The organism is Peribacillus sp. FSL E2-0159 (genome assembly GCF_038643155.1).
GTDB classification, from domain to species: domain Bacteria; phylum Bacillota; class Bacilli; order Bacillales; family DSM-1321; genus Peribacillus; species Peribacillus simplex.
In genome coordinates this window covers 5535783-5553794 of the sequence record NZ_CP152053.1, presented here as the reverse complement: position 1 = coordinate 5553794, position 18012 = coordinate 5535783, and the positions used below count along the sequence as shown (strand labels likewise).

12 protein-coding genes and 1 pseudogene are annotated in these 18012 nt (G+C 38.8%); 8 read left to right on the top strand and 5 right to left on the bottom strand.

Annotated features, from left to right (window positions below; genetic code table 11):
* Positions 1-410: 410 nt before the first annotated feature.
* From NYE63_RS27205 to tagH, 5 genes and pseudogenes are all read left to right on the top strand, one after another.
* On the top strand, positions 411-3740 hold the full coding sequence (locus tag NYE63_RS27205; protein WP_342603501.1) for a CDP-glycerol glycerophosphotransferase family protein: 3330 nt from the start codon (positions 411-413) through the stop codon (positions 3738-3740).
* A 96-nt stretch (positions 3741-3836) separates the two neighbouring features.
* Positions 3837-5375, top strand: a complete 1539-nt coding sequence (locus NYE63_RS27200; RefSeq protein WP_342603500.1) for a glycosyltransferase family 2 protein — start codon at positions 3837-3839, stop codon at positions 5373-5375.
* Between the two features lie 154 nt (positions 5376-5529).
* Positions 5530-6720, top strand: a pseudogene (locus NYE63_RS27195) (CDP-glycerol glycerophosphotransferase family protein); the annotation flags it as partial.
* A 3-nt stretch (positions 6721-6723) separates the two neighbouring features.
* Positions 6724-7521 carry an ABC transporter permease gene (locus NYE63_RS27190; protein ID WP_342603499.1) on the top strand — a complete coding sequence of 266 codons (798 nt, stop codon included), beginning with the start codon at positions 6724-6726 and terminating at the stop codon, positions 7519-7521.
* A gap of 17 nt (positions 7522-7538) precedes the next feature.
* Positions 7539-8336 carry a teichoic acids export ABC transporter ATP-binding subunit TagH gene (gene tagH, locus NYE63_RS27185; protein ID WP_063235696.1) on the top strand — a complete coding sequence of 266 codons (798 nt, stop codon included), beginning with the start codon at positions 7539-7541 and terminating at the stop codon, positions 8334-8336.
* 38 nt (positions 8337-8374) lie between these two features.
* Here tagH and NYE63_RS27180 read toward each other — a convergent pair whose 3' ends face one another.
* The 3 genes from NYE63_RS27180 to NYE63_RS27170 are packed head-to-tail and all read right to left on the bottom strand — an operon-like array spanning position 8375 to position 12527.
* Positions 8375-9541 carry a glycosyltransferase family 4 protein gene (locus tag NYE63_RS27180; RefSeq protein WP_342603498.1) on the bottom strand — a complete coding sequence of 389 codons (1167 nt, stop codon included), beginning with the start codon at positions 9539-9541 and terminating at the stop codon, positions 8375-8377.
* Positions 9542-9565: 24 nt separating this feature from the next.
* Complete coding sequence (gene murJ, locus NYE63_RS27175; protein ID WP_342603497.1) at positions 9566-11092, bottom strand: murein biosynthesis integral membrane protein MurJ; 1527 nt, start codon at positions 11090-11092, stop codon at positions 9566-9568.
* Between the two features lie 4 nt (positions 11093-11096).
* Positions 11097-12527: an O-antigen ligase family protein gene (locus NYE63_RS27170; protein ID WP_342603496.1), complete on the bottom strand. Its 1431-nt coding sequence runs from the start codon at positions 12525-12527 to the stop codon at positions 11097-11099.
* A 111-nt stretch (positions 12528-12638) separates the two neighbouring features.
* Here NYE63_RS27170 and NYE63_RS27165 point away from each other — a divergent pair, with 111 nt between their 5' ends.
* The 3 genes from NYE63_RS27165 (at position 12639) to NYE63_RS27155 (ending at position 15684) form a co-directional block, all read left to right on the top strand.
* Positions 12639-13382, top strand: a complete 744-nt coding sequence (locus NYE63_RS27165) for a WecB/TagA/CpsF family glycosyltransferase (protein ID WP_342603495.1) — start codon at positions 12639-12641, stop codon at positions 13380-13382.
* 18 nt (positions 13383-13400) lie between these two features.
* A complete protein-coding gene (locus NYE63_RS27160; protein ID WP_342603494.1) occupies positions 13401-14504 on the top strand; it encodes a glycosyltransferase family 4 protein in 1104 nt (367 codons plus the stop codon).
* A gap of 76 nt (positions 14505-14580) precedes the next feature.
* Positions 14581-15684, top strand: a complete 1104-nt coding sequence (locus NYE63_RS27155; RefSeq protein ID WP_342603493.1) for an MraY family glycosyltransferase — start codon at positions 14581-14583, stop codon at positions 15682-15684.
* A gap of 221 nt (positions 15685-15905) precedes the next feature.
* On the opposite strand, the gene NYE63_RS27150 is transcribed toward NYE63_RS27155, so the two are convergent.
* Positions 15906-16928, bottom strand: a complete 1023-nt coding sequence (locus NYE63_RS27150; RefSeq protein WP_342603492.1) for an LCP family protein — start codon at positions 16926-16928, stop codon at positions 15906-15908.
* A 178-nt stretch (positions 16929-17106) separates the two neighbouring features.
* Positions 17107-17742 carry a YigZ family protein gene (locus NYE63_RS27145; protein ID WP_342603491.1) on the bottom strand — a complete coding sequence of 212 codons (636 nt, stop codon included), beginning with the start codon at positions 17740-17742 and terminating at the stop codon, positions 17107-17109.
* Between the last annotated feature and the right edge of the window lie 270 nt (positions 17743-18012).

Genomic DNA, 18012 nt, shown 5'->3' with positions numbered 1-18012 from the left:
GCCCAATTAATGAAGTGCAAGTAAAAGCGGTTTGATGATTTGGATCCTATATCCTGTTTTGAAAGCGTTCACTTTGATTACAAGAAGACTTCTTTGCAATTAAAAGACATGTTTTTGCTATTCCCATTCCATTCTGGCAACATGGAAGGGCGTGCATATGATTTTTACGTCAGTACTTCCTTGGAGGTCCTATATGTACGGAATGTTTTTTCGTTTAGCATGGTTCGTTTTCGACATCAAAATAACTAATATTGTTTTTTTAGTACATTGAAGGAAATATAGGGAATATATGGACGTTTAGCCTGTCTGTTTAATGATATTGAGGAAAAACCGAAAAAAGTTTATGATTTTAAAGTACAATGATTGATTCATTTTTATTTAAATAAATAATTTGTTATAGGTGGTCTAAAATGATTAAAAAGCTTCTTGGAAAAGGGAAAGCAAAAAAAACTCCTAAAATTAAGCTGAAACAAGTTCTGACCATTGTGCAAGAGGAAAATAATCTATTGATAAAAGGGGAATTTTCAATAGAACATTATTGCGCAAAAGAACTATGGCTATATTCTAGGGAAAACGAAGATCAAAAAATAAAAATAGCTGAATCAGAAAGCTCATCTAAATTTGATTTTAATGTAGATATGAAAGATTTAATGCGGAAATTAGAACGAGATGAACCGACTGTTTATGACTGTTATATAAAGGTTGCCGTTCCGGTTGAAAAACTGAGCAAAAAAACAATACTTAGTATCGAACATAAAGCTGAATATGTAGAAGTGAACGAGCAGGTTTATATCGAATATCCAATTCGTCTAGGGCGCTTTCAGGAAACGCACATGAACAATTTGAGTATTTACAACTATGAAGATAAACAGAGTATATTCTCTATAACGAATAAAGGGAATTTATCTCTTTACTTCAATAAATGCCCTAAAGTTCAGATTAAGTCTCAAATTGAAAAAATCAAAAACAATTCGAAAACTATGCAAATTAATGGTCAAATTTTCACCAAGCATTCAACGATCATAAAAGGTGAGGGCCTAGTAAAAGGAAGACAAAGTGACAAAGAATATCAGGCGAATATATCTTTTATTCATAATAAGGAAATGAATATTAAGAAATATGGACTGAATCGTTATATATATGATTTGAAATTGGATTTAGAGCAATTAGTCAGTGCGGATTTGGAAGATGATGTATATGACATTTACATGAAATTACATTTACATGATCAGGAAGAGCCGAAAATGGTTCGCGTTGGAAGACCAACCACCAGAACTAAATTATTTACTAAAAAGACCGATGTCAGCTCGAATAATGGAGTTGCTATCGTTAATCCATATTATACGTTTAAAGCATCCAATTTATCTTTGGAAGTGTTTAACTTTTCCACAGAAAGTTATCGATATTTAAAAAGGATGATGGGGTGGAGGAGATTTCTGGCTTTATTTAAAAAGAAAAAGGATGTCTGGCTAATTGGTGAAAGAACTTATAAAGCCCAGGATACCGGATATCACTTTTTTAAATATATGAGGGAAAACCACCCTGAAAAAGAAGTGTATTATGTAATAGAAGAAAATTCCGTGGAAGCCAAGAACGTCGAGCCCTTTGGAAATATACTTTATTTCAAGTCAAAGGATCATATTAAAAAGACAATGGAATCGACACGTATTATTTCATCACATCATCCGGATTATTTATATCCTTTAAGAACATCAGAATTTAAAAATCGTGTTAAAGGAGTTAAGGTATTTCTTCAACATGGTGTTATGGGCACTAAGAATATGGTGGCAAACTACGGGAAAAATGCAGTCTCCGGTTTTAGTACGGATGTTTTTCTAGTAAGTTCAGACTTCGAAAAGGATATGATTGTAACTGATTTTGGCTACAACGAAAAGGAAGTATTCACAACCGGGCTTTCTAGGTTCGACTCACTGTTTAAGGATGATGTTTTAACAAAGCGGCAATTATTGATCATTCCAACATGGAGAGATTGGATTACATCCGATGAAATATTTTTGGAAAGCGAGTATTTTGAAAGGTATCAGAAATTAGTGAATCACCCGGTTTTACATGAGTTATCTAAAAACAATGGGTTTGAAATCATTTTTTGCCTACACCCTAATATGCAGAAATTCACGTCTTATTTTAAGGATTCTCCAGTTCGGGTGATTAGTCAGGGTGAAGTGGATGTCCAAAGATTAATTAAGGAAAGTGCGATTATGATTACGGACTATTCAAGTGTAGCTTTTGACTTTAGTTTCCTGCATAAACCGGTTATTTACTATCAATTTGATAGAGATCGTTTCATAGGGAAAAGACCGTCACATTTGGATTTGGATAACGATCTTCCTGGTGAAATAGTTGATGAATTGGATGAATTGTTAGATGTATTAGCCGAATATGCCAACACTGATTTTGTCATGAAGAAAAAGTATATGGGTAAGGCCAACCGTTTTATTAAATATCGCGATGTCCATTCTAATTCAAGGATATTCGAAGTGATTCAAAATGCAGAAAAAGATCAAAATTCACTAATTAAATTATATAACCATCCGATATCAAAACTCATTTTGAATCGATTTAGGAAAAGTGAAATGTATTTCCCTGTCATGAAAAAAGTTTATAAAATTATGTCCAGGCTTATCCCGGTTGACCGGAACCTTATTCTTTTTGAAAGTGGGATAGGGAAGCAAGTCGCCGATAGCCCCAAGTATATTTATGAAGAACTGGTCAAAAGGGATAATAAATATAAAAAAGTTTGGGTGTATAATGGTAATTTACCGATTAAAGGAAAGAATACGAAGCTGGTAAAACGCTTAAGTCCGGAATACTATTATTATTTAGCCAAAGCAGGTTATTGGATAAACAATCAAAACTTCCCTACCTATTTAAGCAAAAGGAAGGAAACGACATATATTCAGACTTGGCATGGTACCCCTTTGAAAAAAATGCTGTTTGATATAGACAATATTCAAGGAAGAGACGAGGGGTACTTAAATCGAGTGCATGGTGCAACGAGAACTTGGGATTATTTAATATCACCAAGTCCATACGCATCCGAGGCCTTTAGAAGTGCTTTCAAATATGAAGGAAAAATATTAGAAACGGGATATCCAAGAAATGATTTGTTTTACAGGGAAGATGCTTCAATAATTGCCAAGTCAGTGATGGAAAAACTGAAGATACCAAAAGGAAAAAAAGTCATCTTATATGCTCCTACATTCCGGGATAATCAAACTTCGAAAAACAATAAATTTATTTTCGAGCTGAAATTTGATTTGGAAAGAATGAAGGAAGAACTAGGGGATGAATATATCCTGTTGTTAAGGATGCATGTTGTTATAAGTAATAATCTCAGCATCCCGAGCGAATTCGAGGATTTCGTGATAAATGTATCCAATTATTCAGATATTCAGGAACTTTACCTGATTTCTGATATATTGATTACGGATTATTCTTCAGTGATGTTCGATTTTGCTAATACTGCTCGGCCGATTTTGTACTACACTTATGATTTGGAAGATTACAGAGATAACATCCGTGGATTCTATATGGATTTTGAAAAGGAAGCACCAGGTCCATTTTTAAAAACAACTGAGGAGATTATCGATACTATTACCAATATTGATGGAATAAACATGCAATACAAAGAGAGATATGGTTTATTTAGAGAGAAGTATTGTGGAATAGAGGATGGTAAAGCTACACAGAGAATCGTGGATAAATTTTTTAATGATTGATTCCTTGAATAAAGGGTATTGTTGCCTTTAAGTAACTGGTGAACTGGCTGCCTAGTCGAATCATCTATGTTACCTCTAGTAAAGGAGAGGGATCGTATGAATTTCATGGTACGTCAAAAGGCGAGGGAACTTTTAAAGAGCGGTAATATTTCAATAAAAAATAATCCTGTAAGCTTAAGAAATAAATTTTTAGGAAAAGGAAAAAAAGTCACTGTAGTCACTGCTGCATACAATGCTGAAAAATTCATCAGAAAAACGATTGAATCAGTAATAAATCAAACTATGGGCATAGATCAGATTGAATATATCATCATTGATGATTGTTCGACTGATGGCACCAAAAAAATCATTCAAGAGTATACAGCAAAATATAAAAATATCTGTTCAGTTACCCTTCAAGAAACTACTGGGTCACCTGGGACCCCCAGAAACATTGGAATAGAAATGGGAACATCCAAATATATAACTTTTTTAGACGCGGATGACTGGCTTGCCCATGATGGACTGGAAAGCCTCTATAACATCCTGGAGGAAACCGGTGATGATTATGTAGTGGGCAAAACGGTAAAAGTCGAATCTGAGTCAGAGAGTGTTATCGGTGAGTTTGCTTCCATTAAAGAAAGAAGAAGCATCACCCCAATGGATGTTCCGCACTTTTTTTATCATATGGGCCCAACGGCCAGGATGATGAATCTGCCTATGGTTAAAGAAAATGAAATTGGTTTTCCAAATATGAAATTCGGTGAAGATAAATGGTTTTTTACAGATGTTTTCTTTAAAGTTAGAGCAGTATCAACTACTATAAAACCTATTTATTATGTCAATAGAACTTCGGAAAACTCCTCTTCTTTAACACGTGTTACGAATGTGTTGGACAAAAGAAAAGCGGATGTTGACATAATAAAGTATATTCAATCCAAGGATATTGCAATTGAATTGAAAAGGGTGGCTCTTAACCGGATTTATGAGTACGATATTGTAAAAACGTTCGACAGTCAAACCTTTGTGAAATCCAAGAATAAAGAAGATTTTATTGAAATATTAGGTGAAGCTGTCGAAACTGCGAAAAACTTGTCATATGACTTCAAGAATGAATTTAAAGTACCTATTTATAAATTAGCACTTGAATTATTCATGGAGGATCGTATTGATGATTTCGTAAAGTTGTTTGAATGGTTAAAGCAAGATTCCAATAAAAAATATCATATAAAAGATGGTTTACCTTATTATGAACTTCCTTTTCTGGAGGATGAATATCGCGTTGTCAGGATACCGATGCTTGCCCGTGCACTGGATTCTTATATTATGGATAATGTCTACCACCAAAGGTTTGAGATTTATGGTGATGATATAAACAACATAGATACTGTATTGATACGTGATAGAACAAGAATTGACAATGAAATCAATTGCGGAGTTCAAATAGAAGGTAACAGAGGCCATTTCACTGTTTCATTAGATGAAATTGATAAAATGGAAAAGTCATTATTTACGGTGTTCATTCGCTACAATGATTATCAATTGGTGAATATTAAAAGGATCCTGAAAAATAAAATGACGTATAATAAGAAAAATGTGGAGTTTTATACAACAGTGGCAAATAATTTGGGACTGGCAATAAAGTCTTTGGAGTAGCTGTTAGAAGTACACCAAAAATAAGCTCTCCCTTCTATTGGGTGAGCTTATTTTTAATTCGATTTATTAGCATGGTTCCAATATCATTAATCAATAAAAAGGGAGATCGGATATGTCAAATGAAAAAATACAAACCTCAAAGAGGACTTCCTTTCTATCGCTAGTTAAAAATAAGGCTAAAGCAATTTTTTTAAGAGGATATAAAATGGCTTTTGCATTGGCGGGCACAGTAATGCCAGTGGACCGGAAGCTTGTTATTTTTGAGAGCTTTTTGGGCAAGCAGTATAGCTGCAATCCCCGGGCGATTTATGAATACTTGCAGAGTCACCATCCTGAATATAAAATGTATTGGAGCGTAGATAAAAGATATACAGCTCATTTCGAAGAGGCAGGTATCCCATATCTCAATCGTTTTTCATTTAGTTGGCTGCTCAAAATGACAAGAGCCCATTATTGGGTAACGAACAGCAGGCTCCCGCTTTGGATTCCGAAGCCGAAGCACACGATCTATTTGCAAACGTGGCATGGGACTCCATTAAAGAAACTTGCGGCGGATATGGATGAAGTTCATATGCCTGGAACAACGACGGATAAATATAAAGAAAATTTCCATGCCGAATCAAGTAAATGGGATTATTTAATTTCACCGAACGCTTATTCAAGTGAAATTTTTGCCCGTGCCTTCAATGTCGATACTTCTAAAATTCTGGAAACCGGTTATCCTCGCAATGATATACTTTACAATGGGAATAATCGTGATACAATCGACTCATTGAAACAGAAGTTGGGTATACCAATAGAGAAAAAGATCGTTTTATATGCCCCAACTTGGAGGGACGATGAGTTTTATAGCAAGGGAAAATATAAGTTTGAAATAAAACTGGATCTGGATCGAATGAAACAGGAATTGGGGGAGGAGTATGTCATTTTGCTCCGTCTTCATTATTTGGTTTCTGAGAACTTGGATTTATCGGCGTATCAAGGATTCGCCTATGATTTATCCAGTTACGAAGATATTAGTCATTTGTATCTTATTTCGGATTTATTAATAACTGATTATTCATCCGTATTCTTTGATTACGCAAATTTACAGCGTCCGATGCTTTTCTATGTATATGATATTGAAAATTACAGGGACAAGCTTCGCGGATTTTACTTTGATTTTGAAAAGAATGCACCTGGTTTGTTAGTAAAAACATCTGATGCGGTCATTGATAGTATCAAGACGATGAAATATGAAAATACCAATGATATCAATCATTTTCACGAGCGGTTTTGTGCACTCGAGGATGGCCAGGCTTCACGCCGTGTCGTAGAAAAAGTGTTTTTAGGAAGGTCTGTGTAATTTATGAGTTCAGCTTTGACCGTTTTAAAAGAACAAATCAATAATTTTTATTTGGTAAGGCGTTTATCTGTTTATGAGATGAAAAGTGCCAACAGCAATAACTACCTGGGAATCCTATGGGAAATCATCAATCCGATGATACAGATTGCGATTTATTGGTTTGTATTCGGATTTATAATTTTAAATCGCGGTGAAAATTTCCTTCCATGGCTGATGGCAGGGATCGTTGTCTGGTTTTTTGTGAATCCTTCAATAACCCAAACGTCCAAATCCGTCTATTCCCGACTGAATATGGTATCCAAGATGAGCTTTCCGATGAGTGTCATTCCTTCGTATGTCATCTTTGCTAAGTTGTATCAGCATCTCATGCTGCTGGGAGTCATCATCATCCTGTTAGGTTTTACTGGATACCTCCCAACAGTTTATATCATACAACTGCCGTATTATGTTGCCGCGACGGTTGCGCTGTTATTTTCATTTGGCTTAATCTCTTCAACATTATCAACCATTATTCGTGACGTTCACAATATAATCGTGTCCTTAATGAAAGTTTTGTTTTATTTAACACCAATCCTTTGGGTATTGGATGCTAAGGAGCACCCTATCATAGTCAATATCATGAAGCTGAATCCACTATATTATATCGTGGATGGGTATCGAGCTTCATTGTTGGGGGAATCATGGTATCTGATAGAGCATTGGGAATATACCCTTTATTTCTGGGCAGTCATTATCATCTTGTTTTTGATAGGTTCCTCGCTGCATGTCAGGTTTAGAGATCGCTTTGTTGACTTTAAGTAAACTGGAAGTGAGAAAAGTTGGAAAAATCGGTAATAGTCAAAGATATAACGAAAAAGTATAAATTATATAATAAAAACTCGGAAAAATTATTGGATCTCCTTTTGCCCAAAAGCTATGGGGAAGAGTACTTTGCTCTGAGGAATGTAAGTTTTGAAGCAGAAAAGGGCGATGTAATAGGATTTGTAGGGGTCAACGGATCAGGTAAATCCACATTGTCCAATATTATTGCAGGCATTATCCCGCCTACGGATGGAAATGTCCAAACTAACGGGAAAACGGCTTTGATTGCCGTTTCATCGGGTCTGAATAATCAGTTGACGGGCAGAGAAAACATCGAGCTGAAAATGCTGATGCTTGGATTCGATAAAAATCGGATCAAAGAACTTGAGCCTGAGATCATTGAGTTTTCAGAACTTGGTAAGTTCATTGACCAACCGGTGAAATCCTACTCAAGCGGCATGAAATCCAGGCTTGGTTTTTCCATTTCCGTGCATATCGATCCAGATATCCTGATTATTGATGAAGCCTTATCTGTCGGGGATAAAAACTTTGCTGAAAAATGTTTAGAGAAGATGAACGAATTTAAGGCGAAGGGCAAAACGATGTTCTTTGTCAGCCATTCAATCGGTCAGATGAAGAAGTTTTGCCAAAAGGCTTTATGGCTTGAATATGGAGAGTTAAAGGCATACGGCGCCATGAACGAAGTAATGCCGCAATATGAAGCATTCTTAAAAGAATATAACGCCATGTCTAAACAAGAACAGAAAAAATACCGTGAGGAACAAATGAAAAGACGTAGTTCAGCACTGGTATGATAGTGAAAAGCAGACCCGGGCTTCGGGTCTGCTTTTTTTTAGTTAAGCACTTCATCATAAGCTTTCTCAAACCGCTCGGCAGCAGTAAGATGAGAGTATTCGCTTTCCATTTTATATCTTGCTTTCGCAGCTAACTTTGTTGCATATTTAGTGTCTTTAAGCAGAATGGTGATGGCTTGTGCAAGTGCTTCTTTATTTTTTTCCTCTACTAACAGACCATCTTCACCATCAATGAGAATCTCCTTTAAACCTCCAATCGCGCTTGCAATGACGGGTGAGCGGCAACTCATCGCTTCTAATGCAGAAATAGAAGTAGCTTCTTCCACCCCGTGGGAATGAACGCTTGGGATGAGTACGATGTCAGATGCTTCATAGAGGTTATGCATTTTCTCGAACGGCACTGAACCAAGGAAAAGCACGGAATCGGATATTTTGAGACTGGCTGCGGTGTCCTCAAGCCGGCTTCGCTGTTCTCCTGTACCTGCATAGACCAATACCGTTTCAGGATGGTTTTGCAGCACCTCCGGCAGAGCAAGGAGCGGGTAGATGACACCGTTCTTTTCCGTCATTCTTCTCGGAACGAAAAGCATCTTTTTATGTATGGGTATTTGAAAGTCCCGGCGAGTTTGCTCCCGCTTTGCCATTTCCGGTTTGAAAGCAGACACGTCAATGAAGTTCTTGATCGTATCCGCCTCGATATGTGCCAAATGATTTATATAGTCTTTGATCCTTTGATCGACCGTCACGACTTTTGCAGCAGACTGATAAGCTTTTCTTTCTAGCTCGCGAATGATCAAATCTTCTTCACTATCCGGAAGAAGTGCGCCCCTGCTGACTGCCTCGAATGAATAATACCCATGAACGGTTTGTACCGTTGGTATCCCGGATTCGATGGAGGCAAGCGTTGCAAAAATGTCTTGAGCATTAATGACATCATATTTCTTTCTCAAGGCTTTAATAGATGAAGCCAATAATTTTTGGCGTTGTCGGTCATTGAAAAGCTGGCCGCTCCCCTGTTTTACTTTATTTAATAAAAATCCTGGAGCCTGGGCGAGCATCTTCCTCTTGAATGGTGGTAATTGAGAGAAAGATAATATGTCAACATTATGGCCCCGCGACATTAAACCCTTTTTTAACGTAGTGATATGGCTCGATAGCCCTCCTTCATGAGGGTAGTGGAAAATCGTAGTGATTAAAATTTCCATAATGGCACTCCTTCTTCTAATGTATTACTTTGATGATCTGATCCTTTTCATCGCTTGCAGGCTGCTTACTTTAAAAAGAATGGATAATGCGAGATATAATCCGAATACAAGCAGCGAGATGATCACTAATTCCATGACGATGGGCAATGTCAGTGTAAGCGGATGAATCCAGAAAGCAATTCCGTAAATGATGGTTCCGATGATGGCAAGCTTGCTGCTTTCCTGAAAAACATCCCTGAAAGCGGTCTTGTCCGTTCTTTCTGTCTTTAGCCATAGGTAGCCGAAAAGGTAGAGAGATTGCAGGAGCATGGAAATGCCCGATGCTAAAGCAATTCCACCGACGCCGAGATAACGTGATAGGACCCAGCTAAGCAGGACGTTAAGCAATACGGCAATCAGGCAGGAATACATGGCCACTTTCGTTTTCTTCAAGGCGTAGAAGGCGTTCATCAGATAATCCCTCAGTGCAAAGAACGGGAGGCAAGCTGAATAAAAAATGAATGCTCTATAAGTCATTTCGGTTGCTGAAGCATCGAAAGCCCCGCGCTGGAAAGCCAGAGTGATTAAGCTGTTTCCGCTGATTAACATGACGACCATGAACGGAATCGCTAAAAATAATAGCGATTTCAACCCCTTTAAGGTCAAATTAAGGAAAGATTGATAGCCTATAAGCGCCCGCTCGACGATTGAAGGGTACAATACGGTAATCAGCGGAGTGAGGACAATGCTTAATGGCAGCCACAGCAGGCGATTCGCATAGTTCAAGGCCGATACGCTTCCGGTTTCGAGCGAGGTCGCAATAATCCGATCGACGACACTATTCAACTGGATTGCCAAAGCAGCGATAATGATTGGATAAAAGGTGAACAGTGTTTGCACGATCTGCCTTTTATGAGGCAGGAAAGAGACGATGGGCCGGATTCCGTATTTCTTCAATGATGGGTATTGGATAAGGAACTGGCTTGCTGCACCGAACACAAACCCCCAAGCCAACCCTTCAATCCCAAACGGAGCAGCGAACAATACGGTAGCTGCTATAATGACTGTGTTTTGTGCAGTTGAAGTGAGTGCCGGCAGAATAAAACGCTTATTCGCATTCAGGACTCCCGTCGCCATGTAAGAAAGCGTGAAAAATAGTAAACTTGGCAGCATGATCCGGGTCAGTGACTCTGTCAGGGCAAGCTCTGACTCAGAGAAACCCGGGGCTGTCAACATGACAAGCGGCTTTATGAAAATCATGCAGGCAATGGTCATGACTCCGGCTACCAACATAAAAAATGAACCTAAAACACTGATGAATTCATCAGCTTTCAATGGGTTATCGGCCTTCTTTTCCAAGTAAATAGGAATAACGCCGGCCTGAAGACCGCTGCCGAGAGCCGTAAAAAGAATGGTTGGTATGAGGCTTGCCACGAAAAAAACATCTGCCATTGATGATGCCCCGAAATAGGCGGCTATGATCGATTCCCGCCCGAATCCGAGGACTTTTCCAATGGCCGCAATAATAGTGACGAGCCCGACCGATTTAATGACATGTGAAAGAGTAGGCATATTTTCAATCCTTTAAAATGATGTCCTTCTGTAAACAGAGTCCCAAACAACTATAAAATATCAGCGTAAACGTTTTATCTTCGAGAATATTGTAGAAAAGTCCTGCTAATAATGCGGCCAACATCAGGCAGATGGTGAACGCTGCCAAAGTGCCATTTCCCGATTTAAGGATTTTACGGCAGGAAAAAAAGATGAATGCAAGAACCGCAAGAAAGCCCAGTGCACCAGTTTGGACCAGAATCTGGATATATTGATTATCGGTATACATCCTTTCACCAATTTGGTATTCCTGATAAATTGGTGAGGGAAAGGAAAGTGTGGCTGAATCTCCGAAGGTCGCTAGCCCTGTACCGATTATTGGGTGATCTTTAAAAATTTCAATTCCCTTGATTAGGACATATAACCGGCCCCATTCTGTACTCTGGTGCAGAGTCTTATCAGAGAACATTTCTGAAAAACGATTGGAGAGGGCATTTTCGTTTTCAGACGAGGGGGTGCTGCCAATTACCACATTTTCCATCGGGACCGATGCGGATACCTCCACTTTACTTGATGCAAATAAAACTGGGTAATAAATAAGAAGCAGGCCGAGACAAAATGCTCCTACTGTATATTTCAGAAATGGTTTATTTCTAGTCCATATCATAAAGACAAGCGCAGCGAATCCGAATGCAATCATCGTGCCCCGTGAATAGGTAAGCAGTAACGTTCCGGAAAGCAGGATGGCTGCCAGAAAGACGAACCATTTATATTTTTTCAGCGACTGAAATAGAAAGAAACTAAGGAATAACTGGATGCTTAAGAATAAGGCAAATACATTGGGATTGGCAGCTGCTCCATAAATCCTCATCCGATTTGTTGGAGAAAGATTCCACATTTCCCATGCATGGGGAAGCAGTAGCGTACGTGAAAAGATTTTCTCCACTATGCCATGCAGGCAAAGTAAGATTGTAAATATTAGGATTACCTTCAAAAAGCGAAAGATATCCTTTCTTTCTAGATTTAATTCACCGATAATGTAAAGAAGCAAGAATGTAATAAGTAATGCACGGAGTTCAAATAGGATGGGGAGGGTTCCTACTCCGTTTATGAATGCAGCCCCGGCACCAATTAAACAAAACAACCAAAAGGGCGCAGTAAAATGATATTTCGAAAATTGCCATTCGTCCTTTTTTAATCTTTCAATAAGCAAAGAAATGAATAAGGTGAGGATGATCAGGTCACCTGTATAGGTTAAGCCGCTATTCAGTTCCGTCAATAAGGGACGGGCAGGGAAATAAATGAATAGAATTAATAACAGGTTTTTTTTATTTATACCGATAAAAGCGAGCATCAACGCCGTTGCCATGTAACCGGCGATAGGGTGAGGCACTGCCAATGGGACGAGCAGGCACAGAAATAGAATGGGTAACGATTGTTTTTCTATAAATTTCAATTGATTAACCACCTTTGAATCAAAAATCACGTTCTATGATGTGTATGAAAAAATTTCTTGAATAATACCCCACCCTTTAGATGTATAGTACATATGAAAGGCTGAAGTGAAATGACAGAAAAGTTTGTTGAGATACTATCCATACCATTCATTGATAGCAATATGGATGAATTCATGAATGGAATGATCTATCCAAGATTGATGAATCAGGAAAAAACGTTTATCGTTACGGCAAATCCGGAAATAGTTGAGTATGCAAATGAACATCAGGATTATAAAGACATCATTATATCGGCTGATTACATCACTCCGGATGGCGTTGGTATTATTATGGCCTCTAAATGGCTAAATCAACCTTTACAAGAGCGGATTACAGGATTCGACTTGATGAATGAATTATTTCGGGTAGCTGATGAAAAAGCGCTGAAGGTATACCTGCTTGGAGCGGAGGAAAACGTGATTGAAGCAGCGGCCCTGAAAGTAAAAGAATTATACCCGGGACTCGAGTTGGTGGGATACAACCATGGTTACATTGATATCAAGGATAATACCCTGCCTAAGTCGATAGCGGAACTCGAGCCTGACATCATATTGACTGCATTAGGGTTCCCTAGGCAGGAAAAATGGGTTTCCAAGCACTATGCGTTATTCAATAAGGGGTTATTCATGGGAGTTGGGGGAAGCTTTGATGTCCTTGCGGGAAAGGTGAACCGCGCCCCGGTTTTCTGGCAAAAGATGCGTCTTGAATGGTTGTACCGACTGATCCAGCAACCTTCACGGTGGAAACGGATGCTTGCTCTGCCGAGATTCGTATTAAAGGTTAGGCGGTTAAGGAAAACGGTGCAGCGTTCCTGAACATAAGGAGTGGACTGGATGAGAATCTTGCACTTAAACGCTGGTAATGAAACTGGCGGCGGTATGTTTCATATTATGTCCTTACTGAACCAATTGAATAAAGAGGAGTGTTTGCTTGGTTTATTTGAAGACGGTGAACTTTACCGGCGGGCAAAGTCCTCCGGGATACAAACCAAACTTTTTAAGCAGCATTCCAAATATGACCTTTCAATTTTGAAACCTTTAAGGGACTTTATCCGTCAAAATAATATAGACATCATCCATACACATGGTCCGCGGGCGAATATATATGGTGCCTTTATAAAGCGCCTCGTTAAATGCCCTTGGCTTCTTACTGTTCACAGTTCACCTCATCATGACTTTTTGGGGCAGGGTGTAAAAGGGAAATTGTTTACGGGCCTTCATGTAAGGTCATTTCAATATGCCGATCATATACTGGCAGTTTCCGACCGCTTTAAGCAGGACTTGATTGACCAAGGAATCCATTCGTCCAAAATAACAAAGATCCTAAACGGAATTGACTTTGAAAAGGAATTGCCTTTCCCATTTCAAAGAGAAGATTTTGGGTTTGGGAAAGACGATTTCATCGTCATCATGCCTGCAAGGCTTGAGCCGGTGAAAGGTCATGAATTTGCTTTAGAAGCATTAAGTGAAGTTGTATCAGAGTTCCCCCATGTAAAGCTGTTGCTTGCAGGGGACGGGAGCAGGAGATCCGCTTTGGAAGAGATGGTCTCGGAAAAGGGATTATCAGATCACGTGTACTTTTTAGGGTATCGTGAAGATTTAGATCGAATCTACCCGTTGGGGGATATCACATTATTGACTTCCTTAAGCGAAAGTTTTCCACTGGTTTTACTTGAAGGAGCAAGATCGGGTCTTCCGGTAATCACAAGTGATGTCGGCGGTGTAAAGGAATTGATTCCCGATCGGGGCAAGGGCTGGATTACGGATATCGGCAATATCGAACAGCTGAAATTGGCCATCTGCAATGCTTTAGAATTAAAAAAATCCGGGAACCTGACAAAGATAGGGGCGGATTTACAAAAATTTGCAAAAAACAACTTTTCTATAGAGATTTTAGCCAATAACGTATATAATGTTTATTTGAGGATGAAAAATTAAAATAAGCATTTATATATAGGTTTTCTTATAGATCGTTACGGGTATTAGATTTTTAGTTGAATTGAGGTGGTTTTTGATGTCGTTCCTGATGTTAATAGGGGCCTTGTTGGTATCCTTGTTGGTATCCTTTTTATTATCCATTTTTTTGACTCCTTTTGTCGGAAAGCTGGCCTTTAAATTAGGAGCTACCGATAAACCGAATGAGCGAAAAGTGCATAGTAAAGTTATGCCGCGCATGGGCGGTTTAGCTATATTTTTGAGTTTTTTCATTACTTTCTTACTTTTCATGAATGATTTTTGGGAGCAGTTGCCCCTCATGAATGATTTTTGGGAGCAGTTGCCCCTTCTGGTGGGAGCTCTTGTCATCATTTTGATTGGGATGGCAGATGATATTTTTGAATTAAGAGCTGCACCCAAATTCCTGGGCCAGGTTTTGGCTGCCCTCATTATCGTATTATGGGGCGGTCTTGAAGTGGAATTCATCAATTTGCCGTTCTTTATAGATACACTTGAATTTGGTGTTTTAAGTATACCGATAACCATTTTGTGGATTGTCAGCATCATTAATGCAATTAACCTAATAGATGGACTGGATGGTCTTGCAGGCGGTGTCTCAACGATCGCATTAGTGACAATTGCAACAATGGCCCTTATTAAAGGGGACCTATTTGTTGCTATGGTAGCATTGATCGTGATTGGAAGCACTCTTGGCTTTTTGAAATATAACTTTCATCCGGCAAAGATTTTCATGGGAGATACAGGCGCATTATTCTTAGGTTACATCATTGCCGTTCTGTCCCTGCAAGGGTTTAAAAACGTTACGATGATTTCATTGATCGTACCGATCATCATTTTGGGTGTTCCCATTTCGGATACTTTTTTCGCGATTATCCGCAGGGTCGTCAATAAACAGCCGATCTCGGCTGCTGATAAATCCCATTTACATCACTGTTTGATAAACTTGGGATTCACTCATAAGCAGACTGTCTTGCTCATTTACGCTTTAGCTGCTTGCTTTGGCTTAGCGGCAATAATCTTTCAATTTGCAACGGTGTGGGGAGCTTTGATCCTTGTAACGGGACTCCTGCTGATCATAGAAATTTTTGTGGAGAAAATTGGTTTGGTCAATTCAAACTACCAGCCGTTGCTTAAGATGCTCAACTTTAAAAACAAGCCATGATTTTTTGGGAAATAGATTACTAGATTAGCTAAATTCGCTAGTGTATATATGAAAAGCCACCGATCGTTTAAATAACGGTTGGTGGCTTTTTTTTGCTGCTAACTGGAGGGCTTGATCATATAAAGGCTACCTGCGCAGCATGTGATTTCATATAAGATAACGATATGGGGCAGAATGCATCAAAAAAGGAACCCCCCACTCATGATGAGTGGGGGGGCACTTTATTCTTGTATTTGTGATTGAACTGATTCAGTTTGATTGCTTTCATCTGATCCCAGATTCAAGTGGGATTGAAGTAACAGCTTAGTGTTTGCTAATGATGTATCATTCAGCTGGTAATAATAGGTTCCGTTAATGGTAGAATCCTGACCTTCAAGTTTGATGGTTTCAAGATTGAGGCCTTTATCGGTAGTTACATATTTTATGAAACCTCTCATTTGTGAGAATTTAAGGTTCGTTGTCATATTGTCACCGACAGCTTCCATTACGTCTGTATATTTCGTCAGTGATCCAGCAGAGGTTGCTTTGGCAATGATGGCTTTTAGGACTTCCTGCTGACGCTCACCACGTTGGATATCACTGTCCTTTTTACGTGTCCGTGCAAACGCTAATGCTTCTTCACCATTAACGGTCTGTAATCCTTCTTGGAGATGGATGGCATTCTTTTTGTCATGTGAATCGATTTCATACATTTCATAAGGGACGTCGACTTCGATACCATCCAATGAATTTACGACATCGATGAAAGCATTAAAGTTCATGCGAACATAATAATCGACAGGGATATCAAATAACTCCTCGACGGTGTCCATCGTCGCTTTTGGTCCGCCGGCTGCATGGGCCGCGTTGATTTTCGTAGTTACGCCTTTGGCTGGCACGTAAACATATGAATCACGTGGAATGCTTAATAGTTTTATAGATTTTTGATCTTTATTGAATGTGGCCAGAATTAAAGCATCCGAGCGGGAATTTCCTTTTAAGTCACGGTCCTTGCTATCATCGATTCCTATGAAAAGGATCGAGAAATTATCTTCGAGCGGGTCGATCGCTGCTTCTCGCTTTGCTGATGCTTCTACAGGGTCATAGGAATCATTGAATACATTCTGGGCTTTCATATACAGGGTTGCAGCATACGTAGAAGCTCCCAGACCAAGTACCAGCAGGGGAACAAGCAATAACCAAAGCCTCTTTCGCCTTTTTTTCTTTGTTTTTTTAATTTTATAAACACGCCTAGTAGTAGACATCTTTTTATTCTCCTTTTAAATAACGAACATCAGACATATATCGCTATTTTTCGAATCCTGCAGTTTATTTTTCGTCATATATTACACCTAATTTTACAATGATTTAATAATTTCGTAAAATAAATATTTCTTTTCAATTATATTACAGCATAAAAAAGGAAAAATATGCAGGAGTATATCAGGCGAATTTCTCTTCCAAATAAAGCATTTCTTCCTCAATGATGTGGCTTTGACCATTTGTCAGCTCTGTAATCCAAGCGGTATATGTCTCTTTTTGTGTTTCCTCAACATATACAAGAATATTGACCTGATCAAGGTACTGAATTTCCTTTATTTGATAAATGGAAGATCGCAATTCGTTTTCCAATTTTCCAAGCCAGGTATAGTCGACCGTTGTCGAAATGACCCGCATTAGTTTTCTGATGACCACACCAGTGGTATTTATTCCTTCTGAAGTCGCTTTGCTGTAAGCGCGAATGAGACCGCCAGCACCAAGTTTGATGCCGCCAAAATACCGTGTGACCACAACAGCGGTGTCTTTCAGTTCTTTTTTCTTAAGCACTTCTAGGATAGGGACGCCTGCGGTTCCGCTCGGTTCTCCATCGTCGAGGGCTTTTTGGATTTGATTTTGTTCCCCGATCATATAGGCTGAACAATTATGTGTAGCATCTTTGTGCTTTTTCTTGATTTCCTGGATAAAGGCCTGTGCGGCATCTTCGGTTTCGACCCGGGCGATGTGGGAAATAAAACGGGATTTTTCAATGACGATTTCATGTTCGCCGCGGCCTGCCACCGTTAAATATTGAGTGAGCATTACTATTCCACCTTCGTACTTCCTATTAGTTGATTTATTATAAGGCTTTGCGGAAAAAGTGGCAATGACGATTCATTTACATACCGCATGTGTAAAGAAACTTTAATATAAGAAAAAGCTGTACGTGTTATAATTAATTTCATTGCCTGTTATTGTTATTAGCTGGTCATATATGCTTAAAAGAATAACATTGTAGGAAAAACTTGAGTTCTGTGCCATTATCCTGGCTTTACCTTAACGTGTCCTCTCATTTCAAGGATTTTGCCATTT

What these genes read in the sequence shown, in the direction of transcription:
- NYE63_RS27180 (WP_342603498.1), bottom strand. Translation starts at nt 9,541, where the DNA reads ATGGAAATTTTAATCACTACGATTTTCCACTACCCTCATGAAGGAGGG.
- NYE63_RS27145 (WP_342603491.1), bottom strand. Translation starts at nt 17,742, where the DNA reads ATGCTCACTCAATATTTAACGGTGGCAGGCCGCGGCGAACATGAAATC.
- murJ (WP_342603497.1), bottom strand. Translation starts at nt 11,092, where the DNA reads ATGCCTACTCTTTCACATGTCATTAAATCGGTCGGGCTCGTCACTATT.
- NYE63_RS27165 (WP_342603495.1), top strand. Translation starts at nt 12,639, where the DNA reads ATGACAGAAAAGTTTGTTGAGATACTATCCATACCATTCATTGATAGC.
- NYE63_RS27200 (WP_342603500.1), top strand. Translation starts at nt 3,837, where the DNA reads ATGAATTTCATGGTACGTCAAAAGGCGAGGGAACTTTTAAAGAGCGGT.
- NYE63_RS27155 (WP_342603493.1), top strand. Translation starts at nt 14,581, where the DNA reads ATGTCGTTCCTGATGTTAATAGGGGCCTTGTTGGTATCCTTGTTGGTA.
- NYE63_RS27160 (WP_342603494.1), top strand. Translation starts at nt 13,401, where the DNA reads ATGAGAATCTTGCACTTAAACGCTGGTAATGAAACTGGCGGCGGTATG.
- NYE63_RS27205 (WP_342603501.1), top strand. Translation starts at nt 411, where the DNA reads ATGATTAAAAAGCTTCTTGGAAAAGGGAAAGCAAAAAAAACTCCTAAA.
- NYE63_RS27150 (WP_342603492.1), bottom strand. Translation starts at nt 16,928, where the DNA reads ATGTCTACTACTAGGCGTGTTTATAAAATTAAAAAAACAAAGAAAAAA.
- NYE63_RS27190 (WP_342603499.1), top strand. Translation starts at nt 6,724, where the DNA reads ATGAGTTCAGCTTTGACCGTTTTAAAAGAACAAATCAATAATTTTTAT.